We start from the raw sequence: 12492 nt of genomic DNA on the forward strand, positions 1-12492 counted from the left end.
CCTCGGTGGCGGGGGAGGCGTGGCCCGAATCCGCCGATCACCAGAGGCCGTGTCGCGGCTGGGTGACGCGGAGGGGTCGTTGTTCCGTGTACCGACGCCGCCGGCGAACCCGCTGCACGTCTTCGTCGATGACGTCGATGCGCTCGTGCGGCGGGCCGTGGCGTTGGGGTGGTGGCCCGAATGCCACGGCGTGGGCGTACGGCGGGCCGGGCGCTGTCAGCTCGGGACGAACATCTGGGCGGCGTGCCAGGAGAGGACGCCCTGCACGCCGTCTGTGGTGATGGTCAGGTCCATGCGCCCGTCCCACCGGTGCCCGCCTGTGTGACTGCCCTCAAGATGATTGAGGCTGACGGTCTCGATCTTCCTGACGGGCGTGCAGTACATGTCCCGCCGGATGCCCTTCGCGCCGACGGCGTGAACGGTGAACTTGCCCGAACCGGCGCAGGCGAAGGTCAGTGAATACGTACGGCCTTCGATCATCGTGGCCTTCTCGGGGGACTGGTCGAGATCGCGGATACGGATGGTGGCGTGGCCGCCGTTGCGCAGGCCGAGCTGGTGAGCGCCGGAGACTCCGTTGCCGCCGCTCTGGTTGAAGGTGGCGGTCCCGCCCTCACGTTCGACGGCGGCATGGGCGGCCGCGGCCCACAGCTTGAAGGCGTCCGGCGACGCGGCCCGGGACTCCCGAGTGCCGCCCGGCCCAAGAGCACCCCAGACCCCGGCCCCGACAACCACGGCACCCAACGCGACCCCGCCGGCAATCTTCTTCACAACCAACCCTCACCCTCACGCGCCTGCACGGCGCGCAGGCGTGATGCGATTCTCCCGGAACGAATTCAAGATTGCTCACCGGCCGGGTGCCGGTGCGGAAGCTTGAAGGGGACGTGCCATGGAATGTGGGTGGCGTCGACTGCATTCGGGACGCACGGCAGCGCCGCCGGGGGAGCGGCGGCGCTGCGGTCGGAGGGGCGGGGGGGAAGTGGGGAAGGGGGGAGGGGGGTTACATACCGTGCACGTGCGGCCCGACCGCTGAGGACCAGCCGTTGCCCGTCGACGCGTCCCAGTTCGTGGACCAGGTCATCGCGCCGCGCAGGCCGGGGTAGGTCTTCGACGGCTTGAAGGAGCCGCAGTTCGTGCCCTTGCTCAGGCAGTCCAGGGCCGCGTTGACCACGGACGGGGACACGTAGCCGCTGCCCGCCGCGCTGGTGGAGGCCGGTACGCCGAGGCCGACCTGGGACGGGTCCAGGCCGCCTTCCAGCTGGATGCAGGCGAGCGCGGTCAGGAAGTCGACCGAGCCCTGGCTGTAGACCTTGCCGTCGCAGCCGAGCATCGAACCGCTGTTGTAGTACTGCATGTTGACGACCGTCAGGATGTCCTTCACGGCCAGTGCGGTCTTGAAGTACTCGGCCGACGTCGACTGCATGTCTATCGTCTGCGGGGCCATCGTCAGGACGAAGTCCGAACCCGCTTGTGCGGCAATGGACTTCAGGGCCTGCGTCATGTACGTCGAATTCAGGCCGTTCTCGAGGTCGATGTCGACGCCGTCGAAGCCGTATTCCTGCATCAGCGAGTAGACCGAGTTCGCGAAGTTCGTCGCGGAGTTCGCGTCATTGACCGAGACCGTGCCGTTCTGGCCGCCGATCGAGATGACGACCGACTTGCCGGCGGCCTGCTTCGCCTTGATGTCGGCCTTGAACGCGTCCTTCGTGTAGCCGTCGAGGCCCGCCGAGTCGAGCGTGAAGTCGACCGCGCCCGGCGTCGATGTGGCGTCGGCGAACGCCACCGCGATGATGTCGTAGTCGCCCGGTACGTCGCTGAGCTTCTGGACCGTCGCGCCGTTGTCGAAGTTCTGCCAGTAGCCGGTGACGGCGTGGGCCGGGGGTGCCGCGGCCGCCCCGGCGGGGTCCGCGGTGGCCGTCGCCGTGCCGGAGAGGGCCAGGGCCAGAGTGGTCAGTGCCGCCGCCAGGAATGAACGCTTCCGCGCGGATTTTGTCGTCGCACGTGCCATTGCTGCCTCCGGTTCAGATGTGGGGGGAGGGGCAGTTGCTGGGTGTACAAACTGGTCCAGACCATTTGGGTTGTCAAGACCTCTGGAATTACTGGTTCCCGGCCAGGCCGCGACGGCCGCCAGGGCAACCACCCGGTGAACACCAGGAAGTTGGGTGTTGGGCGGGCAATGCGCGGATATGGTGCTGAGACAGGAGTGCACAGAGACCGGGGGGTGTGCGAGCGTGCCGACCGCGATAGCCGTGACCAGCCCGGACCTGGTCCTCGCCGCGTCCGACCGGCATACGCCGTCCGCCGCCGTGCTGCATTCGGCCGAGGGCAAGGGCGGCAGGGCGGAGCCGTACGACCTCGATCGTGCGATCGTCGAGATGCACACCCTGATCGAACACCACGGCTATGTGATCGCCTTGTGCCCGGCCTCTGTGCCTGACCTGGTCGTTCACCGGCTGCACGCTGTGCGTTCCGTGCTGGAGAGTGACCGGATCGCCATCCTGCGGCCGGACCTGCCGCCGCTCGGACTCTCCGTACTCGTGCTCCAGCTGCGGCAGTTGACCATGTGCGACTTCAGTCCCGGCGTGCTCGCCTCCGCCGCGCGGCTCCTCGCCCACTACATCTACGCCGGTGCCGTACTGGGCTCGGTCGCCCGCCTCGACCGCGTCCCCGTCAGCCTCACCTCCCACGCCAAGTCGTGGGTGCCGGGCGCCCAGTTCGCCGTACTCGCCACCCCGCAGCCCGAACTCGTACGGCTCACCGGACCCGAGCCGCCCCGGCTGGGCGGGCCCGCCTTCGGCACCCGTATGTATTACGCCGCCGGGCAGCAGCCCACCGACTGGATCACCGGCACCCTCGCGCCCGCCTGGCAGGTGCAGGGCGCCGTCGAGACCCGGCTGCCCGCCGAGTCGGGGCGCTGGTGGGCCACCGGGAAGCCGGGGAACCCTGGAAAGCTCGCCGAGTTCGCGGCCGCCATCCCCGACATCTCCGTGCTCTACCAGCTCGTCTCGTCCGTCCGGCGCGAGGTGTGCCACTGGTGCGGCCTCGAACTCATCGGTGACCGCTGCGGCTTCTGCGCCGCGCCGCTCGCCGATCCGCCCGCCCCGGCCGCAAAGCCGCCCGGCGGCCGCGGCGTCGTCAGTGGTCTCGCACCCGCCGCCGGCCTCACGCCCGCCACCGCCCTGGCCCCCGCCACCGGACCGGCCCGCGCCGCCCTGCCACCCGCCGCCCGATCCTGATCCCCCAAGTGACCCCCCAAGCGATCCCCAACGAGATCCCCACGAGGTAGTCCGGTCCATGAACTCACGTCAGCGTCGCGGCGTCATCCTGCTGGTCATCTCGGCCCTGTGCGCCGTCGGCGCCTTCGCCGGGGTCCTCTCGGTGATCCGCGACGTGAACTCGAAGGTGGGCCCGGAAGTCGCGGCGTACCGGCTGAAGGACGATGTCGCGCCCTACAAGGAGCTGACCGCCGACCGGTTCGAGAAGGTCGAGATGCCCGAGCGGTGGCTCTCGAAGACCGCCGTCACCAGCCTCGGTCAGATCCGCGGCAAGATCGCCGTCACGACGCTGAAGAAGGGGTCCCTGCTCCAGACCGACATGATCGTCGCGCGGCCCCAACTGCGGGACGGGCAGCAGGAGATCGCCATCATGATCGACGCCGAGACCGGCGTCGCCGGGAAGATCACGCCCGGGTCGAAGGTCAACATCTATGCCACCTTCAAGGCCGCCAACGAGAAGGCCAAGGACCAGTCCAAGGTCATCGTCGAGAACGCGGAGGTCATGGACGTCGGCAAGCTCACGCCCATCGACGAACAGGGCGGCGACAACGGCCGGCGCCGGCAGGGCGAGGCCGTGCCGATCACGTTCGCCCTCGACCCCGCCGACGCGCAGCGCGTCGCGTACGCGGAGTCGTTCGCGACCCACGTCCGGCTCGCCCTCGTCGCCGCGGGCAGCGACGCGGCCGTCCCGCCGGGCGACCGCTCGTACACCCTCGACGAGGACAAGTAGCCCAGCGACCAGTAGTCCACCGATAAGTAGTCCAGCGACCAGAGATCAGCAGGCCAGAGACCGGCAGGCCAGAGACCAGCAGGCCAGAGACCAGCAATACGTAGCCCGGCAAAGCCGACAAATAGATTCAGATCAGAGAGGAGGCGAGCCGCACTGTGAGCATCCGTATTCTTCCCGCGGTGGGAGACCTGGACGCCGCCCGGTCCCTGGTCACGCTGCTCGGGCAGCTGCCCGACGCCGAGCCCGCGCCGCCCGTCGCCGACTCCACCGCCCTCCTCGACACCCTCGCCCGGCTCGCCGCCGAGTCGCTCGACGAACTGCCCGAGGTCGTCCTCGTCCACGAGCGGATCGGGCCCGTGCCCGCCCTCGAACTGATCCGGGACCTCGTCCTGCGCTTCCCGGCCGTCGGCGTCGTCCTCGCCACCGCCGACACCAGCCCCGCCCTGCTCACCGCCGCGATGGACTCGGGCGCGCGCGGCATCGTCGGGTTCCCGCTCGGGTACGACGCGCTCGCCGAGCGCGTGCAGGCCGCCGCGTCCTGGTCCGGCGGCATGCGCAGGCACCTCGGCACCGGCGGAGAGCTGGCGATCACGGCCGGCGCGTCCGGCGGCCGCGTCATCACCGTCACCGGCGCGAAGGGCGGCGTCGGCACCACCGTCACCGCCGTCCAACTCGCTCTCGCCGCTCAGGCGTCGGGCCGCTCCGTCGCGCTCCTCGACCTCGACCTCCAGTCCGGTGACGTCGCGTCGTACCTCGACGTCCAGTTCCGCCGCTCCGTCGCCGACCTCGCCGCCATCCGCGACATCACCCCGCGCGTCCTCCAGGACGCCGTCTTCACCCATGAGACCGGCCTCGGCCTCCTGCTCGCGCCGTCCGACGGCGAGCGCGGCGAGGAGGTCACCGACCGCGTGGCCCGCCAGGTCGTCCAGGCGCTGCGCAGCCGCTACGACCTCGTGGTCGTCGACTGCGGTACGCAGATGGGGTCCGCGAACGCGGCGGCCGTCGAACTCGCCGACCAGGCAGTTCTGTTGGTCACCCCCGACGTCGTCGCCGTACGTGCCGCGAAGCGCATGATCCGTATGTGGGACCGCCTCCAGATCCGTAAGGCCGAGGAGACCGTCACGGTCATCAACCGTCACGCGCGCGGCTCCGAGATCACCGCGTCGCTCGTGGAGCGTGTGACGGGTACCCGGGTCGCGCGCGCCAGCGTGCCCGCCGGGTTCAAGGAGCTCCAGGGCGCGGTCGACGCGGGCCGCATGCAGGACCTCGACAGCCGGTCGACGGTGAAGCAGGCGCTGTGGGGGCTCGCGGGCGAGCTCGGCCTGGTCGACGGCGCCGCGCCGGAGTCCGGCCGCCGCGCCCGTCGCCGCGGCGGCGACAAGGGCGCCGTCACCCTGGAGTTCGCGGGCATGTTCCCGCTGCTGCTCGTCGTCATGGGGCTGCTGTGGCAGTGCGTCCTGTACGGGTACACGTACTCGCTCGCAGGGAACGCGGCGGACGAGGCGGCCAGGGCCGCGACCTCCGCCGAGGCCGGGAGCGGCGACACGGCGGGCGCGTGCCAGACCGCGGGCGAGAAGAATCTGCCCGGCGCGTGGCAGGGCGCCGCCATCACCTGCGGACCCGACGGTTCGGTGATGAAGGCGACCGTGCAGCTCGAGGTGCCGGTGTTCTTCCCCGGGATCGACGCCGGGTGGACCGTCAAGGGCGAGGCGGGCGCGGCGAGGGAGGACGACCAGGGGGTCGCGCCGTGAGGCGCCGGCGCTCGGGCGACGCGGTGGGCCGTCTCCGGCTGTCCACTCGGACGGGTGTCGACGGAGCCCGGCGCCCGCGCACGGAGAACGCCCCCCGCCGCAATCTCCGCACCGACGACCGAGGCGTCTCCATCCTCGAGTTCGCCGGGTTCCTGCCGTTCCTCCTCCTCATCGGCATGGCCGCCATCCAGCTCGGCCTCGTCGGCTACAGCGCGAACCAGGCCGGTTCCGGCGCCAGGGCCGCCGCCCGCGTGCAGTCGCAGGGCGGCGACGGCACCGGCGCCGGGCAGGCCGCGATGAGCGGCTGGCTCGACGCGGACATCGACGCCGGAGGCGGAGGCGGCGACACGACCACCGCCACCGTCACCGTGCACGTCCCGGTCCTCGTCCCGTTCCTGGACGACCAGTGGGACGTGCGGCGCACCGCCACCATGCCGAACGACCGTGACCCGGACGGGGGTTGAGCCGCACCATGAGCCTGCGATCACGGGTGACGGTCCGCGAGGAGCCCGGCCCTTCCCGCGACGACGGCCTCGTCGCCGTCTACCGCGCGAAACTCCTGGAGGAGATCGACCTCGCCGAGATGTCGTCCCTCGCGGCGGCCGACCGGCGGATCCGTCTCGAACGCGTCCTCGGCCACATCATCAGCCGCGAGGGCCCGGTCCTCTCCTCCTCCGAACGCAGTCAGCTGGTCCGCCGCGTCGTCGACGAGGCGCTCGGGCTCGGCGTACTGGAACCCCTGCTCGCCGACGCGTCCATCACCGAGATCATGGTCAACGGCCCGGACGCGATCTTCGTGGAGCGTGCCGGGCGCGTGGAGCAGCTCCCCCTGCGCTTCGCCTCGCAGGAACAGCTCATGCAGACCATCGAGCGCATCGTCTCCACGGTGAACCGGCGCGTCGACGAGTCGAACCCGATGGTCGACGCCCGCCTGCCCACCGGCGAGCGCGTCAACGTGATCATCCCGCCGCTGTCCCTCACCGGCGCCACCCTCACGATCCGCCGCTTTCCGCGCGCCTACACCCTGCCCGAGCTGATCGGCCTCGGCTCCCTCGACGAGCAGATGCTGATGCTCCTTTCCGCGTTCGTCCGCGCCCGCTTCAACGTCATCGTGAGCGGCGGTACGGGCTCCGGGAAGACCACGCTCCTCAACGCGCTCTCCGGCCTCATCCCGCCCCACGAGCGCATCATCACCATCGAGGACTCGGCGGAACTCCAGCTCCAGCAGGACCATGTGATCCGCCTCGAATCGCGGCCCCCGAACGTCGAGGGCAAGGGCCAGATCACCATCCGCGACCTCGTCCGCAACTCCCTGCGCATGCGCCCCGACCGCATCATCGTCGGCGAGGTCCGAGGCGGCGAGACCCTCGACATGCTCCAGGCCATGTCGACCGGTCACGACGGCTCGCTCGCCACCGTCCACGCGAATACCGCCGAGGACGCGCTCATGCGCCTGCAGACCCTCGGGTCCATGTCCGAGGTGCAGATCCCGTTCGAGGCGCTCAAGGACCAGATCAACTCGGCCGTCGACGTCCTCGTCCAGCTCACCCGGCACGCCGACGGCTCGCGCAAGGTCACCGAGATCGCCCTGCTGGTCTCGCACGGCCGGGAACAGTTCAGGATCTCGACGGTCTCCCGCTTCGTGCCGCACCCGCTCGGTCACGACCACCGCGTGCGCGGCACCTTCGAACATCTGCCGCTGCCGCGCCGCGTGGCCGAGCGCCTGTACGTCGCGAACGAGCCGATCCCGCCGGCGTTCGGCGTGCTGGACGGCATCGACGGACGCAACACGAGGGAGGCCATCGGATGAGGACCGAGCGACCCGTCGGCGAGGGTGGCGGATCATGAGCGACCGCGCCCTCATCGCCCTCGGCGCCACCATCCTGACCTGCGCACTCGCCGTCGCCGGCCTCCATGCGTACGCGTCGGGCCGCGCCCAGCGCCAGGCCCTCGTCGACCGGCTCGACGGCCTGTCGGGCGCGGGGCCGCACGGCGCCTCCGGCCGCGTACGGCGCTTCGCCGCCGTCGACCGCAGGCTGCGCCGCACCCGGCTCGGCCGCGCCATCCATCTGCGCCTGTCCGCGACGGGGCTCGACCTGACCGCGGGGGAGTTCTTCACGTACGTACTCGCCGTGGTCGTCGCCCTCTGGCTGATCGCGTCCGCCGCCCTCGCGCCCTTCTTCGGGCCGATCGCCGGGCTCGTCGGCGTGTGGAGCGCGGTGATCTTCCTCAACTGGCAGCGGCAGAAGCGCATCGAGGCGTTCATCAACCAACTCCCGGACGTGGCCCGTCTCCTGGCCAACGCCACCGCCGCCGGGCTCGCCCTGCGCACGTCCCTCGCGATGGCCGCGGAGGAGCTGGAGGCGCCCGCGGGCGAGGAGCTGTCCATGGTCGCCGACCAGCTCGCGCTCGGCCGCACCGTCGACGACACCCTCGGCGAGCTCGCCGAACGCCTCCCGTCGCGCGAACTCGTCGTCCTGGTCACGACCCTCGTCCTCGCCAACAAGGCGGGCGGCTCGGTGGTGTCGTCCCTGCGGAACCTCACCCAGACCCTGGAGGACCGCAAGGAGACCCGGCGCGAGATCCGCACGATGCTCTCCGAGGTCAACGCGACCGCGTTCACCGTGCCGCTCCTCGGCCTCGGCTCCCTGCTCCTGATCAACTCGTCGAACGAGGGCGCGCTGGCCAGGGTGACGGGATCGCCGGTCGGGCAGGCACTGATCCTCGTCTCGCTGGGCCTGTACGGGATCGGGTTCTTCGTGATCCGCCGGCTCGGGAAGATCGAGGTCTGACATGGGCGTCCGCGTTCCTAGTGATCCGCCGGCTCGGCAAGGCCGAGGTCCGACACGGGTGTCCGGCATCCGGCCCACGGCGAGCGAGGCGGGTAGGTCATGAGTACGGGTCTGATCGGGCTGCTGCTCGCCCTCGCGATGGGCCTCGCCGTCCTCGGGATCTTCCTGGGCATCCGCATGTACCGCGCCGAGGCGAAGCTCCCCGGCGATCTGGCCATCGCCCTGGAGGTCGGCGCGACGCGCGTGTCCGCCGCCGGGTCCGCGGTCGACCGCCTGGGCATGCGCTTCGCCCCCCTCGTCCTGCGGGCCATGGGGCCCAGGCGTGTCACCTCGAAGCGCCGCAAGATCGACATGGCGGGGAACCCGGGCGGCCTCACCATCGACCGCTACGCCGCCCGCCGCGCGGTCTACGGGGTCTTCGGCGTCGTCCTCGGCCTGGTCTTCCTCACCAACGGCCAGACCCTGTTCGCGGCCCTCACCCTCGCGTTCGGCCTCCTCGCCGCGGACGGTCTGATCTGGCAGGCCACACGCGAGCGCAAAGAGGTCATCGACCGCACGCTCCCCGACTTCCTCGACGTACTCGCCGTCGTCGTCAGCGCGGGCCTCGGCTTCCGCCAGGCGCTCGACCGGGTCGCCGAGAAGTACGAGGGGCCGTGGGCCGACGAGTTGCGCATTACGCTCCGGCAAATGGACATGGGCGTCAGCCGGCGCCAGGCCTTCGACGAACTGCGCCGCCGCAACGCGTCGGAACAGGTCACCCAGTTCGTCTCCGCGCTCCAACAGGGCGAGGAACTGGGCTCACCCATCGCCGAGACCCTCATCCAGATCGCCACGGACATGCGGCGCACCGACGCCCAGAACTCCCGCCGCCGGGCCGCGAAGACGATCCCGAAGGCCACGATGGTCACCCTCGTCTTCATGCTCCCCGCCACGATGATCCTCATCGCGACGGGCATGTTCCTGGGGTCCGGGTCCAACTTCGGTTCGATTCTGGGACGTTGAGGGACTACGGCGTGAGATGTCGACTGGTTACAGTGGTGTGAGCGATTAGTTGGCAGTTGCGAATTCGGCGACTGCGATGCCTCACTACGGGGGTCACATGACTGGGCGCCAAGGTGCGCGCCGCCGGCAAGTCCCTGGACGGTGCCGGATGGTGTCAGTGCAGGAACTCAAGGCCCCGCACGACCCCGCCCGGAAATGGCTGACCGATGAAGAACAGAGCTGTCTCGGCGGCAGGTGCCTGCCTGGCACTGACCGCGCTCACGGCCTGCGGCCGCTTCGAGTCCGACCCGGAGCCGTCGGGTACGGCGATCCCGTCCGGCGTGCCGGCCAAGCCGACGTACACCACGGCGAAGGCGGTCGTACGGGCGATGGGCGAGGCCGGCCTCGACTGCGCGACCGTGCGCAGCCGGGAACTGGTACATGCCCGTCACGGACCCGCCGTCCGCACCGGCGATCGCGAAGGCGCTGCACGCGGTGGTCCTGCACCCGACCCACGCCCGCCGCGATGCCGCTCTGCGTGAGGCGATCAAGTACCGGGGCGTCCCCGCCGAGCTGGTCACCGCGGGCAACTGGACCGTCAACCTCTGCGACACCACCCTCGGCGCGAAGGTCGCCCGCGACCTGGGCGGGGTCGTGGTGGCGTACGACGGGCGGCGAGGGGAATGACAGGAAGCGACCAACTTCCGGTCAAGCGTGCGCCGTTAATGTGCGAAACGCGGCACAGAGGGTTGCAGTTCCCGTACGTTGCGTATGGTGCCCGGGAGGTTCGGGGCGGCGCAGTCGTGCGGGAACGAAGGGGAAACCGTGCTGAAGGAACGCGTACTCGGGGTGTGGGTGAAGTGGACCGTGTCGGTGGGGGAACGCATCCGCGGGAGGGAACGGGATTCCGGGGCGGGGTTCGTGGAGTATGCGGGGTTGATGATTTTGATTGCGGGGATCTTTACGTTGATCGACCAGTTGGGACTGGACGGGTTGATCTCCGGGGCGATCGGCGACGCGGTCGACCGGGTCATCGGCGGCGGCTGACCATCACGCGGCTCTCCGGTGATCGCGGTCAGACGCTGCCCATCTATATCTGGCTCACGGCGATCCTGCTCTTCGCCGCCTTCGCGTTCTTCGCGTTCGCTCAGGCGGCCTCCGCGCGCAATGGTGCCCAATCGGCCGCGGATGCCGCCGCTTTGGCGGCTGCCCAGGACTCGAGGGACGAATTGGTGACCGGCTTGGGGAAGGCCATCGGCACGGGCGACGGCTGGCTGGACTGGCTCGCGGGTGACAAGTTCACCGGCGACGGGGCCCGGGGTGCGGCGGACAGCCTGGCTGCGGGCAACGATGCCCGTGTTGTCGGATTCGGACCGTCCGAGGTGAACGGCTATCCGGGCTACTGGGCGAAAGTGCAGTCCAATGGCACGGTCGGCGAGTCTGTCATTCCCGGTACGGAGTCGAAGCACGCGACGGCCGAGGCTACCGCTGTCATCGAACCGCGTTGTGAGGTCGATCCGTCCGCCGATCCGGGGAAGGGCGTGGAATTCGACTGCGACGGTGGCGATTCCTTTGATTTCGACCCGGATGACTTCGAGGTGGGCGATCTGCCCGATCCCTCCGTCCTCTTCTCCGTACACCTGGCCGACTGACACATCACGAGAGGGAAGCCGCAGCAATGAATTTTCGGCGCACCATGACGACCCGCCGGGCACTGGCTGCGGTGGCGATCACTTCAGGGCTGGTCCTTACGGTGGCCGGCTGCGGCGGCAGTGATGACAACGGTGGTCACAAGTCCGAGTCCTCGTCGTCCGCCCCCGCGGGAAAGGGGAGCGACGACAAGAAGGACGCGTCGCCGACCCCGTCCACCGACAAAGTCCTGGCGGAGAGCAAGGACGGCGATGTCTCTGTCGCGATCAATTCCGCGACACGGGACCAAGGCGGGTTCGTGACTGTCGAGGGAACCGTACGCAACGACGGATCCGGCTCATGGCTCGGAGCCGACTGGCAGAGCGACGAACGTGAACTCGCCGCCAACGGAGGGTCATTGTCCGGCGCGAGTCTCGTGGACGAGCAGGGCAAGAAGAAGTACCTCGTCCTGCGGGACACCAACGGCCGCTGCCTCTGCACGAAATTCAGCCGGCTCAGGTCCGGGGAGAGCGCCACCTGGTTCGCCCAGTTCCCGGCGCCCCCAGAAGGCACCACAAAGGTCAGCTTCCAAGTCGGCGCGATGCCCCCCGCCCCCGTAGAAATCTCCGAGGGCGAGTAACCCCATGCCCCTCACCCGTCACCTCGCCGCCCTCACCACCGTCGCCCTGATCACCCTCAGCGCAAGCCTCAGCGGCAGCGCCTACGCCGATGATCCGGAGCCGTCGGGCGCTCCGCCGGGGAGTACGACCACCTCGCCGCCTCCGGAGGTCGACGCCAACAGTCCGGGGCTGAAGCTCGCCGACGGCGCCACGCTGGCGCCGGCCAAGGTGCTCGACATCAAGTCCGTCGTCGAGGACCTGTCGGGCGACGAGCGGCGTGAGGACACCAATCAGGACGTGAAGTTCGCGCTCCAGGCGGAGGTGCTGTTCCAGAAGGACAGTGCCAAGTTGAATCCGGACGCGAAGTCCCGGATCCAGGCCATCGCCGACGAGATCAAGGCGCAGAACGCCACGAACGTCCGCGTCTTCGGCTTCACGGACGACCTCGGCTCGTACGCACACGGGCTGACGCTCTCGAAGAAGCGCGCGGAGGCTGTGCACGAGCAGCTCGCGGCAGCGCTCGGTTCGCAGGATCAGGACGTCACGTTCGCGGTGCGCGGCTACAGCGAGGACTACCCGATCGCCGACAACAACAGCGAAGAGGGCCGCAAGAAGAACCGCCGCGTGGAGGTGTCGTTCCCGAAGGCGTGAGCTCTCGGCTCGGCATCCCAACTGGGCCGCGCGCCCATGAAAGTCGGCCCACCGGACTAAAGAGCC

At 69.9% G+C, this 12492-nt stretch carries 14 protein-coding genes; 12 read left to right on the top strand and 2 right to left on the bottom strand.

Annotated features, from left to right (window positions below; all coding sequences use genetic code 11):
* Positions 1–216: 216 nt before the first annotated feature.
* The gene (locus tag ACZ67T_RS26110; RefSeq protein ID WP_469987375.1) at positions 217–768 is read right to left on the bottom strand and encodes a hypothetical protein; all 552 of its coding nucleotides are present in this window, start codon (positions 766–768) and stop codon (positions 217–219) included.
* 229 nt (positions 769–997) lie between these two features.
* Positions 998–2005, bottom strand: a complete 1008-nt coding sequence (locus tag ACZ67T_RS26115; RefSeq protein WP_469987377.1) for a chitinase — start codon at positions 2003–2005, stop codon at positions 998–1000.
* Between the two features lie 178 nt (positions 2006–2183).
* Between ACZ67T_RS26115 and ACZ67T_RS26120 the strand changes: the two genes are divergently transcribed.
* The 12 genes from ACZ67T_RS26120 to ACZ67T_RS26175 all read left to right on the top strand — a co-directional run bounded on the left by ACZ67T_RS26120 (position 2184) and on the right by ACZ67T_RS26175 (position 12426).
* A complete protein-coding gene (locus ACZ67T_RS26120) occupies positions 2184–3233 on the top strand; it encodes a hypothetical protein (RefSeq protein ID WP_469987378.1) in 1050 nt (349 codons plus the stop codon).
* Positions 3234–3291: 58 nt separating this feature from the next.
* Positions 3292–4002, top strand: a complete 711-nt coding sequence (gene cpaB, locus ACZ67T_RS26125; protein ID WP_405654206.1) for a Flp pilus assembly protein CpaB — start codon at positions 3292–3294, stop codon at positions 4000–4002.
* 155 nt (positions 4003–4157) lie between these two features.
* The gene (locus ACZ67T_RS26130; RefSeq protein WP_469987379.1) at positions 4158–5753 is read left to right on the top strand and encodes an AAA family ATPase; all 1596 of its coding nucleotides are present in this window, start codon (positions 4158–4160) and stop codon (positions 5751–5753) included.
* Between the two features lie 38 nt (positions 5754–5791).
* A complete protein-coding gene (locus ACZ67T_RS26135; RefSeq protein ID WP_469987603.1) occupies positions 5792–6217 on the top strand; it encodes a TadE family protein in 426 nt (141 codons plus the stop codon).
* 8 nt (positions 6218–6225) lie between these two features.
* A complete protein-coding gene (locus ACZ67T_RS26140; RefSeq protein WP_469987381.1) occupies positions 6226–7563 on the top strand; it encodes a CpaF family protein in 1338 nt (445 codons plus the stop codon).
* Positions 7564–7597: 34 nt separating this feature from the next.
* On the top strand, positions 7598–8545 hold the full coding sequence (locus tag ACZ67T_RS26145) for a type II secretion system F family protein (RefSeq protein ID WP_469987383.1): 948 nt from the start codon (positions 7598–7600) through the stop codon (positions 8543–8545).
* Between the two features lie 99 nt (positions 8546–8644).
* On the top strand, positions 8645–9547 hold the full coding sequence (locus ACZ67T_RS26150) for a DUF5936 domain-containing protein (protein ID WP_469987384.1): 903 nt from the start codon (positions 8645–8647) through the stop codon (positions 9545–9547).
* A gap of 420 nt (positions 9548–9967) precedes the next feature.
* Complete coding sequence (locus tag ACZ67T_RS26155) at positions 9968–10213, top strand: hypothetical protein (RefSeq protein ID WP_469987386.1); 246 nt, start codon at positions 9968–9970, stop codon at positions 10211–10213.
* Positions 10214–10375: 162 nt separating this feature from the next.
* Positions 10376–10573, top strand: coding sequence for a hypothetical protein (locus ACZ67T_RS26160; protein ID WP_469987604.1), 198 nt, complete (start codon positions 10376–10378; stop codon positions 10571–10573).
* Positions 10574–10614: 41 nt separating this feature from the next.
* Entirely contained in the window at positions 10615–11178 is a 564-nt protein-coding gene (locus ACZ67T_RS26165) for a pilus assembly protein TadG-related protein (RefSeq protein WP_469987605.1), read from the top strand.
* Positions 11179–11204: 26 nt separating this feature from the next.
* Positions 11205–11795 carry a hypothetical protein gene (locus ACZ67T_RS26170; protein WP_469987387.1) on the top strand — a complete coding sequence of 197 codons (591 nt, stop codon included), beginning with the start codon at positions 11205–11207 and terminating at the stop codon, positions 11793–11795.
* A 4-nt stretch (positions 11796–11799) separates the two neighbouring features.
* Positions 11800–12426: an OmpA family protein gene (locus ACZ67T_RS26175; protein ID WP_469987389.1), complete on the top strand. Its 627-nt coding sequence runs from the start codon at positions 11800–11802 to the stop codon at positions 12424–12426.
* Positions 12427–12492: the final 66 nt, after the last annotated feature.

The organism is Streptomyces sp. NPDC107517, assembly GCF_055582645.1.

Excerpts from the sequence above, each read along its gene's own strand:
- ACZ67T_RS26155 (WP_469987386.1), top strand. The coding sequence starts at position 9,968 with ATGCCCGTCACGGACCCGCCGTCCGCACCGGCGATCGCGAAGGCGCTG.
- ACZ67T_RS26140 (WP_469987381.1), top strand. The coding sequence starts at position 6,226 with ATGAGCCTGCGATCACGGGTGACGGTCCGCGAGGAGCCCGGCCCTTCC.
- ACZ67T_RS26170 (WP_469987387.1), top strand. The coding sequence starts at position 11,205 with ATGAATTTTCGGCGCACCATGACGACCCGCCGGGCACTGGCTGCGGTG.
- cpaB (WP_405654206.1), top strand. The coding sequence starts at position 3,292 with ATGAACTCACGTCAGCGTCGCGGCGTCATCCTGCTGGTCATCTCGGCC.
- ACZ67T_RS26150 (WP_469987384.1), top strand. The coding sequence starts at position 8,645 with ATGAGTACGGGTCTGATCGGGCTGCTGCTCGCCCTCGCGATGGGCCTC.
- ACZ67T_RS26175 (WP_469987389.1), top strand. The coding sequence starts at position 11,800 with ATGCCCCTCACCCGTCACCTCGCCGCCCTCACCACCGTCGCCCTGATC.
- ACZ67T_RS26115 (WP_469987377.1), bottom strand. The coding sequence starts at position 2,005 with ATGGCACGTGCGACGACAAAATCCGCGCGGAAGCGTTCATTCCTGGCG.
- ACZ67T_RS26145 (WP_469987383.1), top strand. The coding sequence starts at position 7,598 with ATGAGCGACCGCGCCCTCATCGCCCTCGGCGCCACCATCCTGACCTGC.
- ACZ67T_RS26120 (WP_469987378.1), top strand. The coding sequence starts at position 2,184 with ATGGTGCTGAGACAGGAGTGCACAGAGACCGGGGGGTGTGCGAGCGTG.